Annotated in this window: 20 protein-coding genes, 1 tRNA gene and 1 pseudogene; 12 read left to right on the top strand and 10 right to left on the bottom strand. The window is 71.3% G+C overall.

Features of this window, described 5'->3' with window-relative positions; translation table 11 throughout:
• Positions 1-45 precede the first annotated feature (45 nt).
• The 5 genes from AB0M76_RS12635 to AB0M76_RS12615 all read left to right on the top strand — a co-directional run bounded on the left by AB0M76_RS12635 (position 46) and on the right by AB0M76_RS12615 (position 6,641).
• Complete coding sequence (locus AB0M76_RS12635; RefSeq protein ID WP_365952871.1) at positions 46-1,695, top strand: PQQ-binding-like beta-propeller repeat protein; 1,650 nt, start codon at positions 46-48, stop codon at positions 1,693-1,695.
• Positions 1,696-1,736: 41 nt separating this feature from the next.
• The gene (locus AB0M76_RS12630; protein ID WP_365952870.1) at positions 1,737-3,497 is read left to right on the top strand and encodes a PQQ-binding-like beta-propeller repeat protein; all 1,761 of its coding nucleotides are present in this window, start codon (positions 1,737-1,739) and stop codon (positions 3,495-3,497) included.
• A 144-nt stretch (positions 3,498-3,641) separates the two neighbouring features.
• Positions 3,642-4,340 carry a response regulator transcription factor gene (locus AB0M76_RS12625; protein ID WP_365952869.1) on the top strand — a complete coding sequence of 233 codons (699 nt, stop codon included), beginning with the start codon at positions 3,642-3,644 and terminating at the stop codon, positions 4,338-4,340.
• Between the two features lie 95 nt (positions 4,341-4,435).
• Positions 4,436-5,383 carry a UDP-glucose 4-epimerase GalE gene (galE, locus tag AB0M76_RS12620; RefSeq protein WP_328621274.1) on the top strand — a complete coding sequence of 316 codons (948 nt, stop codon included), beginning with the start codon at positions 4,436-4,438 and terminating at the stop codon, positions 5,381-5,383.
• Positions 5,384-5,876: 493 nt separating this feature from the next.
• Complete coding sequence (locus AB0M76_RS12615; protein WP_266994981.1) at positions 5,877-6,641, top strand: response regulator transcription factor; 765 nt, start codon at positions 5,877-5,879, stop codon at positions 6,639-6,641.
• Here the strand turns inward: AB0M76_RS12615 and AB0M76_RS12610 are convergent.
• Positions 6,600-7,097: a MarR family transcriptional regulator gene (locus tag AB0M76_RS12610; protein ID WP_030297045.1), complete on the bottom strand. Its 498-nt coding sequence runs from the start codon at positions 7,095-7,097 to the stop codon at positions 6,600-6,602. The genes AB0M76_RS12615 and AB0M76_RS12610 overlap by 42 nt on opposite strands.
• A 175-nt stretch (positions 7,098-7,272) precedes the next feature.
• On the opposite strand from AB0M76_RS12610, the gene AB0M76_RS12605 reads away from it, so the two are divergent.
• Together AB0M76_RS12605 and AB0M76_RS12600 are read left to right on the top strand one after the other, a co-directional pair.
• Positions 7,273-8,130, top strand: coding sequence for a trans-aconitate 2-methyltransferase (locus tag AB0M76_RS12605; protein ID WP_365952868.1), 858 nt, complete (start codon positions 7,273-7,275; stop codon positions 8,128-8,130).
• A 2-nt stretch (positions 8,131-8,132) separates the two neighbouring features.
• Entirely contained in the window at positions 8,133-8,510 is a 378-nt protein-coding gene (locus AB0M76_RS12600; protein ID WP_365952867.1) for a VOC family protein, read from the top strand.
• 116 nt (positions 8,511-8,626) lie between these two features.
• Here AB0M76_RS12600 and AB0M76_RS12595 read toward each other — a convergent pair whose 3' ends face one another.
• Both AB0M76_RS12595 and AB0M76_RS12590 read right to left on the bottom strand, forming a co-directional pair.
• Entirely contained in the window at positions 8,627-9,301 is a 675-nt protein-coding gene (locus AB0M76_RS12595) for a TetR/AcrR family transcriptional regulator (protein ID WP_030297040.1), read from the bottom strand.
• Entirely contained in the window at positions 9,298-10,284 is a 987-nt protein-coding gene (locus AB0M76_RS12590; protein WP_365952866.1) for a fatty acid desaturase, read from the bottom strand. The genes AB0M76_RS12595 and AB0M76_RS12590 overlap by 4 nt, the downstream gene beginning before the upstream one ends.
• 455 nt (positions 10,285-10,739) lie before the next feature.
• Between AB0M76_RS12590 and ppc the strand changes: the two genes are divergently transcribed.
• Together ppc and AB0M76_RS12580 are read left to right on the top strand one after the other, a co-directional pair.
• Positions 10,740-13,433 carry a phosphoenolpyruvate carboxylase gene (gene ppc, locus AB0M76_RS12585; protein ID WP_365953181.1) on the top strand — a complete coding sequence of 898 codons (2,694 nt, stop codon included), beginning with the start codon at positions 10,740-10,742 and terminating at the stop codon, positions 13,431-13,433.
• 106 nt (positions 13,434-13,539) lie between these two features.
• Positions 13,540-14,118 carry a Uma2 family endonuclease gene (locus AB0M76_RS12580; protein WP_365952865.1) on the top strand — a complete coding sequence of 193 codons (579 nt, stop codon included), beginning with the start codon at positions 13,540-13,542 and terminating at the stop codon, positions 14,116-14,118.
• Between the two features lie 3 nt (positions 14,119-14,121).
• On the opposite strand, the gene pth is transcribed toward AB0M76_RS12580, so the two are convergent.
• The 5 genes from pth to AB0M76_RS12555 form a co-directional block, all read right to left on the bottom strand.
• Positions 14,122-14,712, bottom strand: coding sequence for an aminoacyl-tRNA hydrolase (pth, locus tag AB0M76_RS12575; protein ID WP_365952864.1), 591 nt, complete (start codon positions 14,710-14,712; stop codon positions 14,122-14,124).
• Between the two features lie 90 nt (positions 14,713-14,802).
• Complete coding sequence (locus AB0M76_RS12570; RefSeq protein WP_365952863.1) at positions 14,803-15,390, bottom strand: 50S ribosomal protein L25/general stress protein Ctc; 588 nt, start codon at positions 15,388-15,390, stop codon at positions 14,803-14,805.
• 177 nt (positions 15,391-15,567) lie between these two features.
• On the bottom strand, positions 15,568-16,545 hold the full coding sequence (locus AB0M76_RS12565) for a ribose-phosphate diphosphokinase (RefSeq protein ID WP_030156542.1): 978 nt from the start codon (positions 16,543-16,545) through the stop codon (positions 15,568-15,570).
• A gap of 145 nt (positions 16,546-16,690) precedes the next feature.
• Positions 16,691-18,136 carry a bifunctional UDP-N-acetylglucosamine diphosphorylase/glucosamine-1-phosphate N-acetyltransferase GlmU gene (glmU, locus tag AB0M76_RS12560; protein ID WP_365952862.1) on the bottom strand — a complete coding sequence of 482 codons (1,446 nt, stop codon included), beginning with the start codon at positions 18,134-18,136 and terminating at the stop codon, positions 16,691-16,693.
• A gap of 110 nt (positions 18,137-18,246) precedes the next feature.
• Positions 18,247-18,318, bottom strand: a tRNA-Gln gene (locus AB0M76_RS12555).
• Positions 18,319-18,559: 241 nt separating this feature from the next.
• Here AB0M76_RS12555 and AB0M76_RS12550 point away from each other — a divergent pair.
• Complete coding sequence (locus AB0M76_RS12550; protein WP_365952861.1) at positions 18,560-19,834, top strand: histidine kinase; 1,275 nt, start codon at positions 18,560-18,562, stop codon at positions 19,832-19,834.
• 55 nt (positions 19,835-19,889) lie between these two features.
• On the opposite strand, the gene AB0M76_RS12545 is transcribed toward AB0M76_RS12550, so the two are convergent.
• Both AB0M76_RS12545 and AB0M76_RS12540 read right to left on the bottom strand, forming a co-directional pair.
• A complete protein-coding gene (locus AB0M76_RS12545; protein WP_266666359.1) occupies positions 19,890-20,402 on the bottom strand; it encodes an SUKH-3 domain-containing protein in 513 nt (170 codons plus the stop codon).
• A gap of 11 nt (positions 20,403-20,413) precedes the next feature.
• Positions 20,414-21,004 (bottom strand): YwqJ-related putative deaminase, encoded by a 591-nt coding sequence (locus tag AB0M76_RS12540; RefSeq protein WP_365952860.1) that lies wholly within the window; start codon positions 21,002-21,004, stop codon positions 20,414-20,416.
• A 230-nt stretch (positions 21,005-21,234) separates the two neighbouring features.
• Between AB0M76_RS12540 and AB0M76_RS12535 the strand changes: the two genes are divergently transcribed.
• Together AB0M76_RS12535 and AB0M76_RS12530 are read left to right on the top strand one after the other, a co-directional pair.
• Positions 21,235-22,248 carry an SMI1/KNR4 family protein gene (locus tag AB0M76_RS12535; RefSeq protein ID WP_266994966.1) on the top strand — a complete coding sequence of 338 codons (1,014 nt, stop codon included), beginning with the start codon at positions 21,235-21,237 and terminating at the stop codon, positions 22,246-22,248.
• 7 nt (positions 22,249-22,255) lie between these two features.
• A pseudogene (locus AB0M76_RS12530) lies at positions 22,256-23,408 on the top strand (hypothetical protein); the annotation flags it as partial.

Below are 23,408 nucleotides of genomic sequence, written 5' to 3'. Positions count from 1 at the left end.
GAAAGGTGATCCCCCTACGCCACCCGACGCCGAAGGTATGCGCTGATGACCGAGCCGCCCAAGCCGCCGAACCAGCCGCCCACACCTTCCGGTTACGGCCACCTGCCCGGCCCGCCGCAGCCCGGTTACGGCTACCCGCAGCAGAGCGAGAACCCGTACGCCCAGCAGCCCCCGACGCAGCCGATGCACCCGGTGCAGCCCGCGCCGCCGATGCCGCAGCAGGGCTACCTCCCGCCGCCGCCCGGCGCGCCGACCGCCGCGATGCAGCAGGCCGGGGGCATGCCGCCCAAGAAGAAGACGGCCGTGGTCATCGCCGCAGCCGTCGCCGGCGTACTCGTCCTCGGTACCGGCGGCTACCTCGCCTTCGCCGGCGGCAGCGACGAGGACCCGAAGAAGCCCGTCGCGCAGAGCTCCGCCCCGGCCGACGCCAAGCCCTCCGGCGATGTGGACAAGGGCGACGGCAGCGGCAACGGGTCCACGGCGGGCGAGGACCTCAACGCCGGCCGCAAGCAGGGCGAGGACAAGGCCCTCTGGCTCAGGACCGCCAAGATCGACGGCCCCGGCATGGGTGTGGAGTCCACCGGCCAGTGGATCGTCGGCGACACCGTCGTCAAGAGCGTCTGGAAGAACCTCACCGCCTACGGGGTCACCGACGGCAAGGAGAAGTGGACGCTCGCGTTCCCCACTCCCATCTGCTCCGTCACCCGGCAGACCACCGCCGAGAGCAAGACCGTCGTCATGTTCAAGGACGGCGACGGAGACAACGCCACCTGCAACCAGATGAAGCAGGTCGACCTCAAGGCGGGCAAGGAAGGCTGGACGAAGGAGGTCCCCTCGGAGGGCCTCTTCGACATCATGACCTTCCCCAGCCTGGGCATCACCGGCGACACCGTCGCCGTCAGCCGCAGCGGCACCGCCAGCGCCTTCAAGGTCAGCACCGGCGACAAGCTCTTCGGCAGCGCCACCGCCGAGGGCTGCAAGCCCGGCTCGTACACCGTGGACAACGGCAAGATGATCGCCCTCTCCGCCTGTTACGACGAGGAGCTCTCCAACGAGGTGTCGGGCGCCGACCCGGTCACGGGCAAGAAGAGCTGGACCTTCAAGCTGCCCGCGAAGTACAAGGTCGCCGCCGTCTACTCGCTGGACCCCGTCGTCCTCGACATCGGCAACCAGGACAAGAAGGAACGCGCCATCGTGGTCATCGGACCCGACGGGAAGCAGCGTGCCACCGTCAACGGCGAGGGTGGTTTCGCCACCGAGTGCGACAACGGCCTCTTCGTCTCCGTCGCGGTCTGCTCCACCACCGCAGTGGACGCGAACACCCTCTACATGCCGACCGTCGCGGAGTCCGGCAAGGCCAACGAGATCGTCGCCTTCGACCTGGGCACCGGCAAGGTCAAGTGGCGCACCCCCGCCGGCGACGGCCGCACCATCACCCCGATCGGGGCCGCGAACGGTCAGCTGCTCGCCTACCGCAAGGCCACCTCCGACCAGGGCGGCGAGGTCGTCTCGATCCCGGCCGCCGGCGGCACGCCCACCGTACTGCTGCGCAACCCGTCGGGACCCTCCGCCCCCATCGAGAACGGCTTCTACATGTCGAAGGTCGACTACGTGGACGGCCGGCTCTTCATCTCCCAAACCCGCCTTCTCGCCAAGGGCACGGACGAGAAGCTCCTGATGGTCTTCGGCAAGTGAACGAGTCCACCGAGCCGCCCACCGAGAGGCAGTAGCAAGCGATGAGTACCCCGCCGCCCCCCAACCAGCCGCCCGCCGGCGGCTTCGGAGCGCCGCAGGATCCCCCGCCCCAGGGGTTCGGAGCGCCGCAGGCCCCGCCGTCCGGAGGCTTCGGCGCGCCGCCGCCGGTGCCGCCCGTACCGCCGACCGTGCCGGCCGCGCCGGCCGGGCCCCCGCAGGGGCAGCCGGCGTACGGCTACCCGCAGCCGCAGCCGGGATACGGCTACCCGCAGCCGCAGCCGGCCCCCGGTGCCGGCGCCCCGCCGCAGTTCGGCGCGCCCACGGCCCCGATGCAGGCGGCCCAGCCGCCGGCCCCGGGCGGCCCGCGCGGCGGCGGCGACAAGCGCACCCAGCTGATGATCGTCGGCGCGGCCCTGCTGGCCATCGTCCTGATCATCGCGGGCGGCTTCTGGTACGTCTCCGGCGACGGCGGCGGCGACGACAAGCAGCCCACCGCGGACGGCAGCCCCAGCGGCAAGCCCGCGGCCGGCACCCCCGGTTCGGAGAAGGTGCCCGCCAACGTCAAGTCGAAGCCGCTGTTCAACCAGCCGAGCCCGACCCCGGAAGACGTCGTCAGCGTCGCGGGCTCCTGGCTCACCGACTCCACCTACGTCAAGTCCGACGTGTCGAAGGTCGTCGGCTACAACACCGTCGACGGCGCCAAGAAGTGGGAGATCCCGCTCCCCGGCGAGATCTGCGGAGCGACCAAGCACGTCAGCGACAACAAGACGGCGATCCTCTTCCGGCCGGCGCAGCCCACGCCCGAGGCCAAGTACCCGGCGTGCACCGAGGTCGGCGTCATCGACCTGAACGCCGGCAAGCTCCTCTGGTCCGGCAACGCCAAGGGCGCCACCACCGGTGACAAGCCGGCCTCCTACTACGAGGTCACGCTCACCGGCCAGACCGTCGCCGCGGGCGGCACCAGCGGCGGCGCCGCCTGGAACCTCGCCGACGGCAAGTCGCTGTGGACGCCCAAGACCGACGGCGAGGGCTGCTACGACAGCGGTTACGCCGGCGGCGAGGCCCTCGGCGTGATCCGCAAGTGCGGCCGCGGTGACGCCATCACCCTGTACGCCCAGACCCTGGATCCGGCCACCGGCGCGCAGACGGCCTCGTACAAGCTCTCCCCGGGCATCGAGTGGGCCTCCATCGTCTCCACGAAGCCCCTCATCGTCGCCGCCGACGTCGGCAATACCGCCAAGAACGCCTCCAGCGTCAGCGACCTCTTCGTCGTCGACCCCAAGGGCGAGCTGAAGGCGCGCATCTCGCTCGCCTCCGGCACCTTCGGCGGCAAGTGCGGCGGCACCGAGATCGAGAAGTGCTCCGGATTCGTGGTCGGCAACGGCAAGCTCTACCTGCCCTCGAACGAGCACCAGGGCCAGGCGTCGGCCGGCCGTACCAACGAGCTGCTCTCCTTCGACCTGGAGACCGGCAAGCAGACCACCGACCGCGCCGACGCGGGTGAGCGGTACACCATGTTCCCGCTCCGCATGGACGGGTCGAACGTCATCGCGTACAAGGAGCCCCCGTACGACAAGGGCGGCCAGATCGTCAGCATCGACGGTACGACGATGAAGGAGACCGTCCTCATGGAGAACCCGGCCGAGAAGGTCAGCCGGACCGCCGAGACCGGCTTCTCGCCCGACTACTCCGAATACCGCTACCACAACGGCAAGCTCTTCATCTCCCGGACCACGGCCAGGAAGCCGTACTCCGACAAGGGCGACCCCGAGTACCTGTTCGTCTCCTTCAGCGCCAGCTGATCCCCGGCCGATCCCGGCCGGTCCCCGCAGACGGCTCGAGCCCCCGGAAGGTCCGCCTTCCGGGGGCTTCTGCGCGGTAACCGCCGCGCACCGTCGAACAAGCGTGTAGCTTGCCGGGGCAGAAGGGTCGGGGGTGGGTGCGCGATGGGCGTACGGGTCATGGTGCTCGACGAGCACCGGCTGCTGGCCGAGGCGCTGGCCTCGGCTCTCAAGCTGCGCGGGCACCGGGTGCTGGCCGCGGCCGCCCCGGCCGCGGGCGCCGCCGAACTGGTCATCAGCCGGGCGCCGGAGGTCTGCCTGCTGGGCACCGCCACGCCCGCCGAGCCCGGGGTGTTCGAGCCGGTCGTCCGCATCAAGCGGGAGCGGCCGCAGATCGCCGTCGTCGTCCTCGGCCCGGTGCCGAGCCCGCGCGGGATCGCTGCCGCCTTCGCCGCGGGCGCCTCGGGGTACGTACGCCACGACGAGCGGATCGAAGGCGTGGAGCGGGCGCTGGCCAAGGCGCGGGCCGGGGAGGTCGCGATCTCCCCGCAGCTGCTCCAGGGGGCCTTCGCGGAGCTGCTCAACCCCGCCGCCCAGCCCGACGACGAGGGCAGCCGGCTGCTGCGGCTGCTGACCCCGCGCGAGGTGGAGGTGCTGGTCCGGGTCGCCGAGGGCGAGGACACCCGGCTCATCGCCGCGGGCATGGAGATCGCACCGAGCACCGCCCGTACGCATGTCCAGCGGGTGCTGATGAAACTGGGCGTCGGCTCCCGGCTGGAGGCGGCAGCGCTGGCCGCCCGGACCGGTCTGCTGGACCGGGCGGGGCCGGTGCCGGTGGCCGCCGATTTCCCCGCAGGCCCGTAATCCGGTAAGCCAGTGACCGGCATGTGCACGCACCCCGCGTGCATCCCCCTGCGAGAGGCAGTAGGCGAGTGAGCAAGACGGCGTCATCTAAGTACATGGTCACCGGCGGCGCCGGATACGTCGGCAGTGTCGTCGCGGCGCACCTTCTGGAGGCCGGGCACGAGGTCACGGTCCTCGACGACCTCTCCACCGGCTTCCGCGAGGGCGTCCCGGCGGGCGCGGCCTTCATCGAGGGCCGGATCCAGGACGCCGACCGCTACCTGGACGCCTCCTACGACGCGGTGCTGCACTTCGCGGCGTCCTCGCAGGTCGGCGAGTCCGTCGTCAATCCGGGCAAGTACTGGGAGAACAACGTCGGCGGCACGCTCGCCCTGCTCGCCGCGATGCGCGGGGCCGGGGTGCGCAAGCTGGTGTTCTCCTCCACCGCCGCCACCTACGGCGAGCCCACCGAGGGCCTGCTCACCGAGGAATCGGTCACCAAGCCCACCAACCCGTACGGCGCCTCGAAGCTGGCCGTCGACCACATGATCGCGGGGGAGTGCGCGGCGCACGGCGTCGCGGCGGTCTCGCTGCGCTACTTCAACGTGGCGGGCGCGTACGGGGAGTTCGGCGAGCGCCACGACCCCGAGACCCACCTGATCCCGCTGGTGCTCCAGGTCGCCCTGGGCGAGCGCGAGTCGATCTCGGTGTTCGGCGAGGACTACCCGACCCCGGACGGCACCTGCGTCCGCGACTACATCCACGTGGCCGACCTGGCGGAGGCCCACCTGGCCGCCCTCGAGGCCGCCACCGAGGGCGAGCACCTGATCTGCAACCTCGGCAACGGCAACGGCTTCTCGGTCCGCGAGGTCGTCGAGACGGTCCGCAAGGTCACGGGCGCCGAGATCCCCGAGGTCGTCGCCCCGCGCCGGGCCGGCGACCCGGCGGTGCTCGTCGCCTCCGCGCGCGCCGCCCACGAGAAGCTCGGCTGGACCCCGGCCCGCTCGGACCTCACCGGCATCATCACGGACGCCTGGAACTTCACGCGCAAGCACCGTTCCTGACTCCTTGCCGCACCCGCTCACCGCGCCCCCCGCACCCGACGGTGCGGGGGGCGCGTCGCGTGCGGCGGCGTGCGCAGGGAGCGCGTGCGAGCGGGTCGGCGCCGTGGGCGGGCGCGGTGCGCGGGCGCCCGGCGTGCACACGCCGGGTGAAATGCCCTCCGTGCAACTGCCCGTGGCACGCGCCGGTCGGAAACCGCCTTCCAGACCTTCCGTACCGTCTAATTCAAGTCACCCGGCACCGCGTTCGTCACAGCCCAGCCGGAAAATCGCTCGGAAAACTTCCGCTATTCGGCCAACCGCGAGCCGCGCCCCGTTCTACGCTGATGCGTGACACCGGTGGGGGCCGGTGTTCATTCAGGGGTCGAGATACGCCGGGTACGGCGTCCGGTCCGGGGTAGTGCAGAGATGTCTCGGCGGCGGCCGCGGCAGCTGCGGATCACCCGGTCCGGGCGCCGTACCCGCAGTCGTCCGTTCCCCGACCCTTGGGGGTTTTGTGGTTCGCATCCGGGTTCTCGTGGTCGACGATCACCGCATCTTCGCCGAATCGCTCGCAGCCGCGCTCGCGGCCGAGCCCGACGTGGACGTGTCCGCGGCCGGCAGCGGCCCCGCCGCGCTGCGCTGCCTCGAACGGGCGGTGGCCGAGGGCCGCCGCTTCGACGTCCTGCTGGTCGACGCCGACCTCGGCGCCGCCGCCGGGGCCGTGCCCGCCCAGCGCGACCCGGGCTCCGGGCCACCGCCCGGCGCGGACGGGATCGCGCTGGTCGCCGGGGTACGGGTGTCCCACCCCGGGGTCCGCACCGTCGTGCTCGCCGAGCGCGACGACCCGCGCCGGGCCGCGCTCGCCCTGCAGGCAGGGGCTTCCGGCTGGGTGGCGAAGGACTGCTCGCTCTCGCGGCTGCTGGCCGTCATCCGCGGGGTCCTGCGCGAGGAGACCCACCTCCCGCCCGCGCTGCTCACCGGAGTACTCCGCGAACTGACCGCTGCGCGCAAGCACCGTACGGACAGCGAGCGGCTCGTCGAGTCCCTCACGCCGCGGGAGCACGAGGTGCTGCGCTGCATGGTGGCGGGGCTGGGCCGCAAGGATGTGGCGGCGCGGCTGTTCCTGTCCCCGCACACCGTCCGCACGCACATGCAGAACGTGCTGGGCAAGCTCGGGGTGCACTCCACGCTCGCGGCGGTGGCACTGGCCCGGCGGGCCGGGGTGCGGCCGGCCGACCTAGCCGGGGATGTTGTCGAACGGAGCGGTCAACTGGCGTAGCAGCGCCGCGAGGTCGCCGCGCTGGGCCTGGGAGAGCTGGGCGAGGATCGCCCGCTCCTGGGCCAGCAGGCCGGCCAGGGCCTGGTCGGCGCGGTCGCGGCCCTCCGGCGTGAGGCGGACCAGCACCCCCCGCCGGTCGTTGGGGTCGGGCAGCCGTTCGACGAGGCCCTTCTTCGCGAGCCGGTCGATGCGGTTGGTCATGGTGCCGGAAGTGACCAGCGTCTGCGTCAGCAGCTGGCCGGGGGAGAGCTGGTAGGGCGCGCCGGCTCGGCGCAGCGACGTCAGGACGTCGAACTCCCAAGGCTCCAGGCCGTGCTCGGAGAAGGCCAGCCTGCGGGCGCGGTCGAGGTGACGGGCGAGCCTGCTGACGCGGCTCAGCACTTCGAGCGGTTCCACGTCGAGGTCAGGGCGCTCCCGCCGCCATGCCGCAACCAATCGGTCGACCTCGTCCTCCATGCCGATCAGTGTACGGGGTCTGTCGACGTGAAGTCTCTTCAAATCGAGGATCTCGGCCATGGATATCTTGAGGTCGTGAGTCTTGACGTCAAGATATATTTTGGGCGACGATGGGCATGGAGGGGGCCGGAACAGCTTCCGCTTCCGCCCGCCCCGCCAGTAGGGAGGCTCGAACATGCATTCCGATATCGCGTCGGCAAGGATCCCCACAGCCACCACCCACGCCGCGCCCACCTGGGACCCCCAGCAGTACCTCCGGCACGCCGGACACCGAACCCGTCCCTTCCTCGACCTCCTGAACCGGATACCCGAACTCCCCACCCGTCCCGCACGGATCGCCGACCTCGGCTGCGGCCCCGGCAACGTCACCGCGCTGCTCGCCGAACGCTGGCCCGAGGCCCACATCACCGGCTTCGACCTCTCCCCCGAAATGCTCCGGCGCGCCACCGCCGAGTACGCGGGCAAGACCACCGGCGGCGGCAGCCTCGACTTCCACCACGGAGACCTCGCGAGCTGGCTCCCCGAGGAGCCGTACGACCTGATCGTCTCCAACGCCGCCCTCCAGTGGGTCCCGAGCCACCCCGGCTCCTTCGCCGCCTGGATCAACGGGCTGCGCCCCGGCGGCACCTTCGCCTTCCAGATCCCCGGCAACTTCACCGCCCCCAGCCACGCCCTGCTCGCCGAGCTCTGCGACACCCCGCGCTGGCGGGGCCGGCTCGCCGGACACGGCGCCCGCTACATCCACCTCCTCGAACCCGCCGAGTACCTGGCCCGGTTCACCGAGCTGGGCTGCGCCGTCGACACCTGGGAGACGACGTACCACCAGCTGCTGGCCGGCCCCGACCCGGTGCTCGACTGGGTCAAGGGAACCGCCCTGCGGCCCGTCCTGACCGCCCTCGGGGAGGACCGGGACGCCGTGGACGCCTTCCTCGCCGAGTACCGCGACCTGCTGCGCGAGGCCTACCCGCCCGGCCCGCGCGGCACGGTCTTCCCGTTCCGCCGCATCTTCGCCGTCGCCCGCAAGGAGCTCTGACCGTGCTGACCGCAGTCGACCACGTCCAACTCGCCGCGCCGCCCGGCTCGGAGGACCGGCTCCGCGCGTACTACACGCACGTCCTCGGCATGACCGAGGTGCCCAAACCGCCCGTCCTCGCCGCCCGCGGCGGCTGCTGGTTCGCCGCCGGGCCGGTGCAGCTGCACCTGGGCGTCGAGGAGGACTTCCGGCCCGCCCGCAAGGCGCACCCGGGGCTGCGGGTGACCGGGATCGAGGCGTACGCGGACAGACTGGCGCAGCGCGGCGCCGAGGTCGTCTGGGACGACAACCTGCCGGGGTACCGCCGCTTCTACTCGGAGGACCCCGTCGGCAACCGGATCGAGTTCTTGGAAGAGCACAGCCTGGAACCCCTTGCCTGACCGCCTGACCGCCTGACCGCCTGACTGCCCGACAGTGCTGTGCAACGCGACGGCGCCCCGTCACCGGATCTCCGGTGACGGGGCGCCGTCGCGTCGTGCACACCGCCGCCCTGGGCTCAGCTCTTGCGGTGGCCCACCAGCCGCGGCTTCGACTCCAGGCCGTCCAGCCCGTGCCAGGCCAGGTTGACCAGGTGCGCCGCGACCTCCGCTTTCTTCGGCCGGCGCACGTCCAGCCACCACTGCCCGGTCAGCGCGACCATCCCGACCAGCGCCTGCGCGTACAGCGGGGCCAGCTTCGGGTCGAACCCGCGCGCCTTGAACTCCAGCCCCAGGATGTCCTCGACCTGCGTGGCGATGTCGCTGATCAGCGAGGCGAACGTACCCGTCGACTGGGCGACCGGGGAGTCCCGGACGAGGATCCGGAAGCCGTCCGTGTACGACTCGATGTAGTCCAGCAGCGCGAACGCGGCCTGCTCCAGCAGCTCCCGCGGATGCCCGGCCGTCAGCGCGCCCGTCACCCCGTCCAGCAGCTGGCGCATCTCCCGGTCCACGACGACCGCGTACAGGCCCTCCTTGCCCCCGAAGTGCTCGTACACCACCGGCTTGGACACCCCGGCCTTCGCCGCGATCTCCTCCACCGACGTGCCTTCGAAGCCCTTCTCGGCGAACAAGGCGCGGCCGATGTCCAGCAGTTGCTGACGCCGTTCGGCGCCCGTCATCCGGACCCGGCGGCCGCGCCGGGGCTTGTCGCTGCTGGAACTGCTGCCGTCGATCGCCACGTCCCCCATCATGCCGCGTTCGACGCGTTTTCCCTGCGCCGGGCATCGATGCGGTCCTTGGACGGCCAGCGCACGTCCGTCGCCCAGCCCGCCAGCTCGAACCAGCGGATCAGCCGGGCACTGGAGTCGACCTGGCCGCGCAGTACGCCGTGCCGGGCCGACGTCTGGTCCGCGTGGTGCAGGTTGTGCCAGGACTCCCCGCACGAGAGCACCGCCAGCCACCACACGTTGCCGGAGCGGTCCCGCGACTTGAACGGGCGCTTGCCCACCGCGTGGCAGATCGAATTGATCGACCACGTCACGTGGTGCAGCAGCGCCACGCGCACCAGGGAGCCCCAGAAGAACGCTGTGAACGCACCCCACCACGACATCGTCACCAGGCCGCCGACCAGCGGCGGGATCGCCAGCGAGACGATCGTCCACAGGACGAAGTCACGCGAGATCCGCCGGATCGCCGGGTCCTTGACCAGGTCCGGGGCGTACTTCTGCTGGTTGGTCTGCTCCTCGTCGAAGAGCCACCCGATGTGCGCCCACCACAGCCCCTTCATCAGCGCCGGGACGGTCTCCCCGAACCGCCACGGCGAATGCGGGTCGCCCTCGTGGTCGGAGAACTTGTGGTGCTTGCGGTGGTCGGCCACCCAGCGCACCAGCGGCCCCTCCACCGCCATCGAACCCATCACGGCCAGCACGATCCGCAGCGGCCGCTTCGCCTTGAAGGAACCGTGCGTGAAGTACCGGTGGAAGCCGATGGTGATCCCGTGGCAGGCCAGGAAGTACATGAACACCATCAGGCCGAGATCCAGCCAGCTCACCCCCCAGCCCCAGACCAGCGGAATCGCCGCCAGCAGCGCCAGGAAGGGAACGACGATGAACAGCAGCAGCGCGATCTGCTCGACGGACCGTTTGCTCTCGCCTCCGAGGGTCGCGGAGGGCGCGGGGGAATCGGAATCGGAGGCCGCCGAGGCGTCCTCGATCAGCTCGGGACTGGTGGTCATGAGGGTCCCCTGGGGGGTGAGGAATCGGCAGGCGCCCTGGGCGGCTGCCCCGGCTACGGACGCGTAACCTACGGCATCGTAAGTATGGCAAAGCCACAGCCCGGGGCAAGGGGAGCACGGCCGGGCCCGGGGCGCTCGAAACGGCGCCCGCCCCGCCCCGCGCGCCGCCTGGTGAGACGTTTAGCGGGGCGCGAGCCGATGACACCTATCCTGGTGTCGTCGGACAGCGCGGTCCGCACGGGCAGCCGAGCTGCGCATCAGGTGGGGGACACCCCCGGGGCCCCTCCCAGCCGTGGCTGGGGGAGGAATTCCGGGACGCACACCCCCGCGCACCCCGGCGCCCACCTCCCAGTAGCGCTCGAACACTGCAAGGAGCCGCACCTGTGAGCAGTGCTGACCAGGCCTCCTCCACCCCGGCCAAGGCCCAGGCCACCGCCGTCGCCGCCAACGCAGAGCTGCGGGCGGACATCCGCCGCCTCGGCGACCTCCTCGGCGAGACCCTCGTCCGCCAGGAAGGCCAAGACCTCCTCGACCTCGTCGAACAAGTGCGCGCCCTGACGCGCACCGACGGCGAAGCCGCCGCCGCACTGCTCGGCGACACCGATCTGGAGACCGCCGCCAAGCTCGTACGGGCCTTCTCCACCTACTTCCACCTGGCCAACGTCACCGAACAGGTACACCGCGGCAAGGAACTGCGCGCCCACCGAGCCGCCGAAGGCGGGCTCCTCGCCCGCACCGCCGACATGCTCAAGGACGCCGACCCCGAGCACCTGCGCGAGACGGTCCGGAACCTCAACGTCCGACCCGTTTTCACCGCACACCCCACCGAGGCAGCCCGCCGCAGCGTCCTCAACAAGCTGCGCCGCATCGCCGCCCTCCTCGAAGAGCCCGTCTCCGGCGCCGGCGAGCGCCGCCGCCACGACCTGCGGCTCGCCGAGAACATCGACCTCGTCTGGCAGACCGACGAGCTCCGCGTCGTGCGCCCCGAACCCGCCGACGAGGCCCGCAACGCCATCTACTACCTCGACGAGCTGCACGCCGGCGCCGTAGGGGACGTACTCGAGGACCTCGCCGCGGAACTCCAGCGCGTCGGCGTCGAGCTGCCCGCAGGCACCCGCCCCCTCACGTTCGGCACCTGGATCGGCGGTGACCGCGACGGCAACCCCAACGTCACCCCCGACGTCACCCGCGACGTACTGATCCTCCAGCACGAGCACGGCATCACCGACGCCCTCGAACTCGTCGACTTCCTGCGCGGACTGCTGTCGAACTCCATCCGCTACACCGGCGCCACCGAGGAGCTCCTCTCCTCCCTCCAGGCCGACCTCGAACGCCTCCCCGAGATCAGCCCGCGCTACAAGCGGCTGAACGCCGAGGAGCCGTACCGCCTCAAGGCCACCTGCATCCGCCAGAAGCTCGTCAACACCCGCGAGCGCCTCGCCAAGGGCACCGCCCACGAGGAAGGCCGCGACTACCTCGGCACCGCCGAGCTCCTCACCGACCTCACCCTCATCCAGACCTCCCTGCGCGAACACCGCGGCGCGCTCTTCGCCGACGGCCGCATGGACCGCACCATCCGCACGCTGGCCGCCTTCGGCCTCCAGCTCGCCACCATGGACGTCCGCGAACACGCCGACGCCCACCACCACGCCCTCGGCCAGCTCTTCGACCGCCTCGGCGAGGAGTCGTGGCGCTACGCCGACATGCCGCGCGACTACCGGCAGAAGCTCCTCGCCAAGGAGCTGCGCTCCCGCCGCCCGCTGGCGCCCACCCCGGCGCCGCTCGACGCCGCCGGCCAGAAGACCCTCGGCGTCTTCTCCGCCATCAAGGACGCCTTCGAGAAGTTCGGCCCCGAAGTCATCGAGTCCTACATCATCTCGATGTGCCAAGGCGCCGACGACGTCTTCGCCGCCGCGGTGCTGGCCCGCGAAGCGGGCCTCGTCGACCTCCACGCCGGCTGGGCCAAGATCGGCATCGTCCCGCTCCTGGAGACCACCGACGAGCTCAAGGCCGCCGACGTCATCCTCGACGCCATGCTCGCCGACCCCTCCTACCGGCGTCTCGTCTCCCTGCGCGGCGACGTCCAGGAGGTCATGCTCGGCTACTCCGACTCCAGCAAGTTCGGCGGCATCACCACCAGCCAGTGGGAGATCCACCGTGCCCAGCGCCGCCTGCGCGACGTCGCCCACCGCTACGGGGTGCGCCTGCGCCTCTTCCACGGCCGCGGCGGCACCGTCGGCCGCGGTGGCGGCCCCTCCCACGACGCGATCCTCGCGCAGCCCTGGGGCACCCTCGAAGGCGAGATCAAGGTCACCGAGCAGGGCGAGGTCATCTCCGACAAGTACCTCGTACCGTCCCTGGCCCGCGAGAACCTCGAACTGACCGTCGCGGCGACCCTGCAGGCCTCCGCCCTGCACACCGCCCCCCGCCAGTCCGAGGACGCCCTCGCCCGCTGGGACGCGGCCATGGACACCGTCTCCGACGCCGCACACACCGCGTACCGCGAGCTCGTCGAGGACCCGGACCTGCCGTCGTACTTCTTCGCCGCCACCCCCGTCGACCAGCTCGCCGACCTCCACCTCGGCTCCCGGCCCTCACGCCGCCCCGACTCCGGCGCCGGCCTCGACGGCCTGCGCGCCATCCCCTGGGTCTTCGGCTGGACCCAGTCCCGCCAGATCGTCCCCGGCTGGTACGGCGTCGGCTCCGGCCTCAAGGCCCTGCGCGAAGCAGGCGGCGAACGCGCCCTCGCCGAGATGGGCGAGCGCTGGCACTTCTTCCGCAACTTCCTCTCCAACGTCGAGATGACGCTGGCCAAGACGGACCTGCGGATCGCCCGCCACTACGTCGACACCCTCGTCCCCGACGACCTCAAGCACGTCTTCGCCCGCATCGAAGCCGAGCACGAGCTCACCGTCCGCGAGGTCCTGCGCATCACCGGCGGCCAGAAGCTGCTCGACTCCAACCCGGTGCTCCAGCAGACCTTCGCCGTCCGCGACGCCTACCTGGACCCGATCTCCTACCTCCAGGTCTCCCTGCTGGCCCGCCAGCGCGCCGCCGCCGCCCGCGGCGAAGACCCGGACCCGCTGCTCGCCCGGGCCCTGCTCCTCACGGTCAACGGCGTGGCGGCAGGCCTGCGCAACACCGGCTGACGCCGCGCCCCGGTATCCGTGTCCGTCACCCTTTGCGATGACGGAGGCGGATACCGGGCGCTACCGTGGGTTCCCAGGACCAAGACTGTCGTCCATGGGAGCAGCCATGACCGCCGAGCACACCTGGCCCCGTCCTCCGGCGGACGGGTACACCGTGGACGACCTCTTCACGTTGCCGGACCTCCCGCCACACACCGAGCTGATCGACGGGAGCCTGGTCTTCGTGAGTCCGCAGCGTAATTTCCACACAGATGTACTTCATCTGCTGACGAACGGTCTGATGGACACGGTGCCCAAGACGCTCCGGGTCAAGCGGGAAATGACCGTGGTGATTGACAAACGCAACGCCCCGGAGCCGGACATCCTTGTCGTGCATGCCGAAGCCGTGACCGGGCGCAGGCAGACCCGCTACCAGGCGGCCGACGTCCTGCTGGCCGTTGAAGTCGTGTCCCCCGACTCCGAAGCGCGGGACACGGAGAGCAAGCCGCAGAAGTATGCAGCAGCCGGTATCCCGCACTTCTGGTTGGTGAAGATGGAGGGCGAGGACGACCACCCGGTCGTCTATGTCTACGACCTCGACCCGCACACCAGGGCGTACGTGTGTCAGGGCATCTACCACCGAGAGCTCAAGGTCGCGCAGCCTTACGACATCGCAATCGACCTGACGCAAATCGACGAGCTATAGCCGTCAGGAGTTGTACGTGGACTGGGCGCGCTCCAGGCCTTCCTGGATCAGGCACTCGACGGAGTCCGCGGCCCGGTCCACGAACCAGTCCAGCTCCTTGCGCTCCGTCGACGAGAAGTCCTTCAGCACGAAGTCCGCGACCTGCATACGGCCGGGCGGGCGCCCGATGCCGCAGCGCACCCGGTGGTACTCCGGCCCCATCGACTTCGTCATCGACTTCAGGCCGTTGTGCCCGTTGTCCCCGCCGCCCAGTTTCAGCCGCAGCGTCGGGTAGTCGATGTCCAGCTCGTCGTGGACCGCCACGATCCGGTCCACCGGCACCTTGTAGAAATCGCGCAGCGCCGTCACCGGGCCGCCCGACAGATTCATGAACGACATGGGCTTCGCCAGCACCACCCGGCGGTTCGCCGGACCCGGGGGACCCATCCGGCCCTCCACCACCTGCGCCCGCGCCTTGTGCGCCTTGAACTTCCCGCGCATCCGCTCGGCCAGCAGGTCCACCACCATGAACCCGATGTTGTGGCGGTTGCCCGCGTACTCCGCCCCGGGATTACCGAGGCCGACGATCAGCCACGGCGCCGTGTCGTCCGACATCCATGCTCCTTAACGAGGACGACCGCCGTCCTGCTCCCAGTGGAGCCGGACGGCGGTCGATCAGCAAGTGCTGAGGGGGAAGGGCGAGGCTCAGGCCTCGGCGCCCTCGGTGGCGGCCTCGGCGGTCGGCTCCTCGGCCTGCGGGGCGACGACCTGCAGAACGGCGGTGTCGCCGTCGACGGCCAGCGTGGTGCCGGCCGGCAGGACCAGGTCCTTGGCGTGGATGGAGGCACCGGCCTCGAGGCCCGCGATGGAGACGGTGACCTCGGTCGGGATGTGGGTGGCCTCGGCCTCGACCGTGATCGTGTTGAGGAGGGTCTCCAGCATGTTGTTGCCGGCGGCCAGCTCGCCCTCGGTGACGACGGCGACCTCGACGGTGACCTTCTCGCCCTTCTTGACGATCAGGTAGTCGACGTGGGAGATCGAGCGCTTCAGGGGGTGCTTCTGAACGGCCTTCGGGATGACCAGCTCGGTGCCGTCACCCGCGATGTCCAGGGAGATCAGGACGTTCGGGGTGCGGAGCGCCAGCGCCAGGCCGTGGCCCTCGACGTTGACGTGCTTCGGCTCGTTGCCGTGGCCGTAGATGACACCGGGAACCAGGGCGTCGCGACGGGCCTGGCGGGCAGAGCCCTTGCCGAAGGTGGTGCGGAGCTCGGCGGAAAGCTTGACCTCGGACATGCTCACTCCTCGTGGGGTGACGGAAATGGACAACAGTCACCCGGCCTGAACGGCCTGCTACGAAGAGCGCGTCGATAACGGAGCGCCGACACCAAAAGGTGCGGCCTCCCTCGCCGAGCAACTCGTAGAGTCTACCCGGCGCGGAGGCCGCACCCAAAAGGATCTTTTGACCGGTGGTTACTGCTGCTCTTCGAACAGGCTCGTGACCGAACCGTCCTCGAAGACCTCGCGCACCGCACGCGCGACCATCGGAGCGATCGACAGGACGGTGATCTTGTCGAGCTCCAGGTCGGACGGGTCCGGCAGGGTGTTCGTGAAGATGAACTCGCTGACCTTCGAGTTCTTCAGACGGTCCGCAGCCGGCCCCGACAGGATGCCGTGCGTGGCCGTCACGATCACGTCCTCCGCACCGTGCGCGAACAGCGCATCGGCAGCGGCGCAGATCGTGCCACCCGTGTCGATCATGTCGTCGACCAGGACACAGACGCGGCCCCGGACCTCACCGACGACCTCGTGGACCGTCACCTGGTTCGCGACGTCCTTGTCACGGCGCTTGTGCACGATCGCCAGCGGAGCGTCCAGGCGGTCGCACCAGCGGTCGGCGACGCGCACGCGGCCGGCGTCCGGGGAGACGATCGTCAGCTTGCTGCGGTCCACCTTCGCGCCCACGTAGTCCGCGAGGACCGGCAGCGCCGAAAGGTGGTCCACCGGGCCGTCGAAGAAGCCCTGGATCTGGTCCGTGTGCAGGTCGACCGTCAGGATGCGGTCCGCACCCGCGGTCTTCAGCAGATCGGCGACCAGGCGGGCCGAGATCGGCTCGCGGCCCTTGTGCTTCTTGTCCTGGCGGGCGTACCCGTAGGACGGGATGATCACGGTGATGGAGCGAGCCGACGCGCGCTTCAGCGCGTCGATCATGATCAGCTGCTCCATGATCCACTTGTTGATCGGAGCCGTGTGGCTCTGGATCAGGAAGCAGTCCGCGCCACGAGCCGACTCCTGGAAGCGGACGTAGATCTCACCGTTCGCGAAGTCGAAAGCCTTGGTCGGCACGAGGGCAACGCCCAGCTGATGCGCAACCTCCTCGGCCAGCTCGGGGTGGGCGCGGCCGGAGAAGAGCATCAGCTTCTTCTCGCCGGTCGTCTTGATCCCGGTCACAGCACAGTCTCCTCAGACGTGTTGAAAGCTGCTCGCCCCCGTGTGCGTCCGTCCCGCACACGGTGAGCCAGCCGAATTGCGTGCACCTATCACGGTACGCCGTCCAGGGCGTACCTGTTTCCGGTCAGTTCACCTCAACGAGGCCTCAACGGGGGTCGGAGTCCTCCTGGACCGCCGACTGGGCCGCCGTCGCCGCAGCGCTGCCCGGACGCTTGCGAGCCACCCAGCCCTCGATATTCCGCTGCTGGCCACGGGCCACCGCCAGCGCACCCGGCGGCACATCCTTCGTGATCACCGATCCGGCAGCCGTGTACGCGCCATCCCCGATGGTGACGGGCGCCACAAACATGTTGTCCGAGCCCGTCTTGCAATGTGAGCCGACCGTGGTGTGGTGCTTGTGCTCACCGTCGTAGTTCACGAACACGCTCGCCGCGCCGATGTTCGTGTACTCGCCGATCGTCGCGTCACCCACGTACGACAGGTGCGGCACCTTCGTGCCCTCACCGATCGTCGCGTTCTTCATCTCGACGTAGGTACCGGCCTTCGCCTTCACGCCCAGGTTCGTACCGGGACGCAGGTACGCGTACGGGCCGACGGACGCCGACTCGCCGATCACCGCCGTGTCCGCCACCGTGTTGTCCACGCGCGCCCGCGGGCCCACCTGCGTGTCCTTGAGCCGCGTGTTCGGACCGACCTCGGCCCCCTCGGCGACGTGCGTCGCGCCGAGCAGCTGCGTACCCGGGTGGATCAGCGCGTCCTGCCCGAACGTCACCGTCACGTCCACGAACGTGCTCGCCGGGTCGACCACCGTCACGCCCGCGAGCATCGCCTGCTCCAGCAGGCGCGCGTTCAGCAGCGCGCGGGCCTCGGCGAGCTGCACGCGGTTGTTGATCCCCAGGATCTGGCGGTGGTCGGCGCCGACCGCCGCGCCGACACGGTGACCCGCCTCGCGCAGGATGCCGAGGACGTCGGTGAGGTACTCCTCGCCCTGGCTGTTGTCCGTACGCACCTTGCCGAGGGCGTCCGCGAGCAGGGCCCCGTCGAAGGCGAAGACCCCGGAGTTGATCTCCCGGATCGCGCGCTGCGAGTCGGTGGCGTCCTTGTGCTCGACGATGGCGGTGACGGCCCCGTCCGCGCCGCGGATGATCCGGCCGTAGCCGGTGGAGTCGGGGACCTCGGCGGTGAGCACGGTGACGGCGTTGCCGTCGGCCTCGTGCGTCTGCGTGAGCTGCTTGAGCGTCTCGCCGGTCAGCAGGGGCGTGTCGCCGCAGACGACGACCACGGTGCCGGACGGCTGGCCGCCGAGCTCCTCGAGGGCCATGCGGACGGCGTGCCCGGTGCCGTTCTGCTCGTACTGGACGGCGGTGCGGACGCCGGCGTCGATCTCGGCGAGGTGCGCGGTGACCTGCTCGCGGGCGTGGCCGACGACGACCACGAGGTGTGCGGGGTCCAGCTCGCGCGAGGCGGCGACGACGTGGCCCACGAGCGAGCGCCCGCAGATCTCGTGCAGAACCTTGGGAGTGGCCGACTTCATGCGGGTGCCTTCACCCGCTGCGAGTACGACGACGGCTGCCGGGCGGTTGGCGCTCACGGGTGTGCCCTTCGGCTTCGGGTGGTGGACCCGTGAAGGATACCGGGGCGTTACACCCCGAGAACGAGGCCGGGTCCCGACCGACCGGTCAGGACCCGAACTGACAAAAGCTCCCCCGCCAGGACTCGAACCCGGACATAAGGCACCAAAAGCCTCAGTGCTGCCAATTACACCACAGGGGATTATTTCTAACTAAACCGGACATTGCGTCTTCGTGGTCGAGTCGACGGCACCTACTATGCCGCACCACCACCCCTCGATGCGACGGTAAAGATCCGCGCCTTGCAGCACGCGCACGGACAGGCGACCGTGATGGTCGGCGCCGGTGTTCCTGCGGTTGGTCTGCGGTCGCGTCCATGGCCGTTCGGGTTTCCCGGAATTCCGTTCGCATCCGTGCCGGAGGCCCTGCGTACGCTGGACGGCATGACCATTACGGGGGATGAGCAGGGCGGGGCCGGGCGCGACGGACCGTTGTGGTGGGAGCGGCGGCGGGGGGCCGTGCTCGATGTGGGGCTGGCGGCGGTGTCCGCCGTCGAGTGCGCCGTCGAGGGGGTGCCCTTCGCGCGCGAGGCCGGGGTGCCGGTGGCGGTCGGGGTGCTGTTCGGGCTCCTGGTGGGGTCCACGCTCGTGCTGCGCCGGCGCTGGCCGATCGCGGTGGTGCTGGTGGGGATCGCCGTGTCGCCGGCCGCGATGGGGTTCCTGCTCGGGGTGGTGGGGCTGTACACGCTGGCCGCCTGCGAGGTGCCGCGGCGGATCACCGCGACGCTGGCCTCGATATCGCTGGCCGCGACCTTCGTGGTGATGTACATGCGGACCAGCGGGGACCAGGGGGCCTCGCGTTCGCTCGTCATCGTGCTGTCGGTGTTCGTGGCGGTGGCGCTGACCGTGCCGCCGGTGCTGCTGGGCCTGTACATAGGGGCGCGGCGGCGGCTGATGGAGAGCCTGCAGGAGCGGGCGGACTCGCTGGAGCGGGAGCTGTCGCTGCTCGCGGACCGGGCGGAGGAGCGGGCCGAGTGGGCCCGTACGGAGGAGCGGACGCGGATCGCGCGGGAGATGCACGACGTGGTGGCGCACCGGGTGTCGCTGATGGTGGTGCATGCGGCGGCGCTGGAGGCGGTGGCGGCCAAGGATCCGGCGCGGGCGGCGAAGAACGCGGCGCTCGTGGGTGACATGGGGCGCCAGGCCTTGACGGAGCTGCGGGAGATGCTGGGGGTGCTGCGGGCGGCCGAGTCGCCGAAGCGGGCTCCTGCGCTGGTGCCGGTGGCTGCGCTGGTGAGGAGTTTCGAGGACGGGCCCGGGCCCTCGCTGGGTGAGCTGGAGGCGCTGGTCGGGCAGTCGCGGGCGGCCGGGATGGCCGTGGAGCTGGATGTCCGGGGTGCGGGGTCGGGGTATCCGGCGGAGGTGGAGCAGACGGCGTACCGGGTGGTGCAGGAGGCGCTGACCAACTGCCACAAGCATGCGCCGGGCGCGAGGGTCGTGGTGCGGCTGGCTCACCGGGAGGGTGAGGTGGCCATGCAGGTGGAGAACGGGCCGTGTGGGGCGGACGTGGTGCAGCCGGGGCTGCCGAGTGGCGGGAACGGGCTGGTCGGGATGCGTGAGCGGGTGCTCGGGCTGGGCGGGGTGTTCGTGTCCGGCCCGACGGACGAGGGCGGTTTCAAGGTCTCGGCGGTCCTGCCGGGCGGCCCGAGGCAGGCGTAGGCCCGCCCCCGGGGCGGCCGCCCGTTCCGTGGCCGGGCCCCGGGCGGGGCGGGGGTCAGTGGGCCGTTGTGAGGCGGGTGGGTTGCAGGCCGGTCAGGAGGAGGGTCAGGGCTTCGTCCACGGCGCCGCCGAGGTACCAGTCGCCGGTGTGGTCGATGCCGTAGACGCGGCCTTCGCGGTCGATGGCGAGGTGGGAGCCGGCGTCGGCGTCGACGCCGAGGGGGCAGAGCTCGGTGGACAGGGCGCGGCCGAGGTCGGCGAAGGTGCGTGCGAGGTGGAGTCCGGTGAGGGGGTCCAGGCGCACGGGGACGGGCGCTATCTGGCGGCCCGTGCCGGGGGCAGTGACGGTGAGCCCGCCGAATTCGGCCCAGGCCTCGACGGCGGCCGGGAAGACGGTGTGCCGGTGTCCGGCGGGGGTGGTGTGGTCCCGGAGGGCGTCGGCCCAGAACTCGGCCTGCTTGATGTCCCAGCGGCCGGGCTCCCAGCCGGCGGTGCGCAGGGCGGTGTCCACGGCGGCGGGGAAGCGGGTGGCCGAGGAGCGGTCGTAGGAGGCGGAGGAGGTGGTCATGGTGTCGGGGGTCAGGCCTTCTCTGACGCGGGGGTGAGGTCGACGGCGCGTACGCCGAAGTGGGCGAGGAGGGCTTCGCAGGAGCGGCAGGGGGGTGCGTAGCTGCCGTGGAGCGGGTCGCCGTCTTCGCGGATGTGGCGGGCGGTGATCTTGGAGTGTTTGAGGGAGCGGCGGGCTTCGTTCGCGGTGAGGGGTTTGCGGGAGGCGCGGCGGCTGCGGGCGCCTTCGGTGGCGGTGAGGTGGCGGGAGAGCAGGATCGCCTCGGGACAGCGGCCGGTGAAGCGTTCCCGCTGGCCGCTGGTGAGGGTGTCGAGGAAGTCCTGGACGAGGGGGTGGAGCGCGGGTGGCTGGTCGGCCTTGCCGGCGGTGCCGGTGAGGGTTTCGCCGCGTACGGAGAGGGCTGCGGCGACGGTGGGGAGGATGCCGTCGCGGCGGAAGCGCAGGACGGGGGCGGCGGGCCGGCCGTCGCTGCTGCTCCAGCGCAGGCGCGGGTCGCCGGCCGGACCGTCCGTGGGTCCGGCCGTCTGTCCGTCCTGTGCGGCCTGTCCGCCCGTTCCTGAGGCGCCGTCGGCCGTGTCTGTGCGTGTGGCGGTGTTCTGCATGGTCGCGTCTTCCCTCCCGTGGCGGCGGTGGTGGCCGCTGTCGCGCACGCCCCCGTGCTGAGGGGACAGCCTGTCAAATGTCACCTGTCGTGTGGAAGCGGGGTCGAATATTCGTATCAATTCGGATGTTCCTGGCCCTCGCGCGGGTGCGGGGGTTGCGGGCGGGTGACGCTCTTGCCGGAGCACATAGGCTGTGGTGAACCAGCCAGATCCAGCAGGGGGCTACCGCCATGACGACAGGTCGGCTCGGGCAGCAGGCCGCGCCACCCAACGCCGCTTACTCGGGGCAGGTCGTGCATTTCCCGGACCCGGTCCGGGCCGCTCGGCATCCCCACGGTGTGCGGATGGACGGGGACGGACATCCCGACCTCTCCCCGTATGCGCGTGCGGCGGTGGAGATCGCCGAGCCGCCAGAGGGCTTCGGCGTGGACGAGCTGCGGCTGACGGACTGCGTGTCCGCGAACGCGGCGATGCGCGCGGCCGGCCATGCGCTGTGGGACACCGTCGGACCGGTGGCGACCCCGCACGGCTGGACCTGGCACCACGTGGCGAAGACGCGGCGGATGGAGCTGGTCCCGGTCGAGGTGAAGGCGCTGCTGCGGCATCATGCGGGGCTGGCGACGGCACCGGTCGACCACGGGAAGCGTGGGACGCGGCCGTTGCAGGAGGTGCGTCCGGTGCACCTGGGGCTGCCGAAGTCGGTGGTGTCGGTGTCCGAGGAGGCGGTGCAGGGCGTCGAAGAGGACCTCGGCTACCGGCTGCCGGAGGCGTACCGCGCATTCCTGAAGGCTGCGGGCGGCTGTGCGCCGGTGGGCGCGGGGCTCGACGTGGAGCTCGGTCTGCTGGTGGACCAGCCCTTCTTCACGGTGCGTGAGGAGGCGGCGGTCAACGACCTCGTCTACGTCAACAAGTGTCTGCGGGACCACCTGACGAAGGACTACCTGTGCGTGGCCTTCGTCCAGGGGGGTCTGCTCGCGGTGAAGGTGAAGGGCGAGGCGATCGGCTCGGTGTGGTTCTCCCCGTACGACGACGCCCGCGACCGGGACGGCTGGTCGGTGCAGGAGCGCGTGGAGCGGTTGTTGCTGCCGTGCGGTGCCGATTTCGATGCCTTCCTCGAGCGGTTGGCGGGGAACCCGCCGGAGTTGGAGACGGTGGCCGGTCTGATGGTGGACGGCGGATTCGCACGCTCGGTTCCCGTGTCCGGGTCGGTTGCCGGGCCGGGTGCGGCACCGGTGGAGGGGTGACGGCGCGATGGTGACGTTTGCGCAGGCGCAGGAGCGCGCCGAGGAGTGGATCAACGGGGACGTGCCCGCGTACCAGCACCGGGAGGTGCGCGTACGGGAGTTCGGGCTCGGGTTCGTGGTGTGGGCGGAGGACCGCGCGGCCGGTCCGGTGTCCGGTGGCGGCCGGCAGAGGCTGGTCATCGCGCGGGACAGCGGTGAGGTGACGCTGTGGCCCGGGCTGCCGGTGGGTGAGGTGATCCGCCGGTACGAGGAGGAGTACGGGGCTGCGGCCGCGCCGGTGGCGGAGGCGTCGGTGCCCTCGCCGCGGATCGACTCGGAGCAGACCTCGTTCATGCTGAGTCCGCCGGAGTGGCTGCAGGAGGCGGCGGACCGGGCGGGGATTCCGCCGGCGCCGGGCCCTGCCGCCGGCCCTGCTGCGGAGTCTGCGGCTCCGGCCGCACCGGTTCCGGCGCCTGCGCCGGAACCCGTTCAGGCGTCCGCGCCCGAACCGGTGGAGGCGGTGCCGCTGCGCCGCGAGGTGCCGTACGAGCCGACGGCCAACGACGGGGTGCCCGTCGGGGCCACGCCGTGGGCCGGGACCGATGTGAACCCGGGTGCGGACGACGTGTCCGTACCGCTGCCCGCGACGGTGTTCGCGCCGCCGCTGTCGGGGTCGGACCTGGAGGACATGGCGCCGCCGTCCGGCGGGGCCTCGGAGGCGAAGACCACCCTGATGGCCGGGGGCAGCCAGCTCCCGAAGACGGCGATCGCGCCGGCGCTGCGCCTCGGGGCCGACGCGGGCCCGGATTCCGGGTCCATCGCCGATGCGCCGACGAGCAAGGCCCAGGTCTCCCGGCCGGGCGCGCAGCCGGTGACGCCGCCCGGTCCGCCGGGTGCTCCCGGCGCGCCTGGTGCTCCCGGTGCGCCTGGCGGCGGGCTCGACCATGCCGCGACGATGCTGGCCGGTCCGGCCGTGACGGGTCAGCCTGCGCCTCCGGGTCCGCCCGGGGCGCCCGGTGCCGGTCAGCCGCCTGCGCCCCCCGGTCCGCCCGGTGCTCCGGGTTCGCTGGGGCGTGGGCTGGATCATGCCGCGACGATGCTGGCCGGTCCGGCCGTGACGGGTCAGCCTGCGCCTCCGGGTCCGCCCGGGGCGCCCGGTGCCGGTCAGCCGCCTGCGCCGC

It is taken from the genome of Streptomyces sp. NPDC051364, from assembly GCF_040682115.1.
In the GTDB taxonomy this organism is placed as follows: Bacteria; Actinomycetota; Actinomycetes; order Streptomycetales; family Streptomycetaceae; genus Streptomyces.
Note: the sequence above shows the minus strand (reverse complement) of the source record. Positions and strands in the feature narration are given on the sequence as shown.

What these genes read in the sequence shown, in the direction of transcription:
- AB0M76_RS12635 (WP_365952871.1), top strand. Translation starts at nt 46, where the DNA reads ATGACCGAGCCGCCCAAGCCGCCGAACCAGCCGCCCACACCTTCCGGT.
- AB0M76_RS12630 (WP_365952870.1), top strand. Translation starts at nt 1,737, where the DNA reads ATGAGTACCCCGCCGCCCCCCAACCAGCCGCCCGCCGGCGGCTTCGGA.
- AB0M76_RS12625 (WP_365952869.1), top strand. Translation starts at nt 3,642, where the DNA reads ATGGGCGTACGGGTCATGGTGCTCGACGAGCACCGGCTGCTGGCCGAG.
- galE (WP_328621274.1), top strand. Translation starts at nt 4,436, where the DNA reads ATGGTCACCGGCGGCGCCGGATACGTCGGCAGTGTCGTCGCGGCGCAC.
- AB0M76_RS12610 (WP_030297045.1), bottom strand. Translation starts at nt 7,097, where the DNA reads ATGGAGGACGAGGTCGACCGATTGGTTGCGGCATGGCGGCGGGAGCGC.
- AB0M76_RS12605 (WP_365952868.1), top strand. Translation starts at nt 7,273, where the DNA reads ATGCATTCCGATATCGCGTCGGCAAGGATCCCCACAGCCACCACCCAC.
- AB0M76_RS12595 (WP_030297040.1), bottom strand. Translation starts at nt 9,301, where the DNA reads ATGATGGGGGACGTGGCGATCGACGGCAGCAGTTCCAGCAGCGACAAG.
- AB0M76_RS12590 (WP_365952866.1), bottom strand. Translation starts at nt 10,284, where the DNA reads ATGACCACCAGTCCCGAGCTGATCGAGGACGCCTCGGCGGCCTCCGAT.
- AB0M76_RS12580 (WP_365952865.1), top strand. Translation starts at nt 13,540, where the DNA reads ATGACCGCCGAGCACACCTGGCCCCGTCCTCCGGCGGACGGGTACACC.
- pth (WP_365952864.1), bottom strand. Translation starts at nt 14,712, where the DNA reads ATGTCGGACGACACGGCGCCGTGGCTGATCGTCGGCCTCGGTAATCCC.
- AB0M76_RS12570 (WP_365952863.1), bottom strand. Translation starts at nt 15,390, where the DNA reads ATGTCCGAGGTCAAGCTTTCCGCCGAGCTCCGCACCACCTTCGGCAAG.
- AB0M76_RS12550 (WP_365952861.1), top strand. Translation starts at nt 18,560, where the DNA reads ATGACCATTACGGGGGATGAGCAGGGCGGGGCCGGGCGCGACGGACCG.
- AB0M76_RS12545 (WP_266666359.1), bottom strand. Translation starts at nt 20,402, where the DNA reads ATGACCACCTCCTCCGCCTCCTACGACCGCTCCTCGGCCACCCGCTTC.
- AB0M76_RS12540 (WP_365952860.1), bottom strand. Translation starts at nt 21,004, where the DNA reads ATGCAGAACACCGCCACACGCACAGACACGGCCGACGGCGCCTCAGGA.
- AB0M76_RS12535 (WP_266994966.1), top strand. Translation starts at nt 21,235, where the DNA reads ATGACGACAGGTCGGCTCGGGCAGCAGGCCGCGCCACCCAACGCCGCT.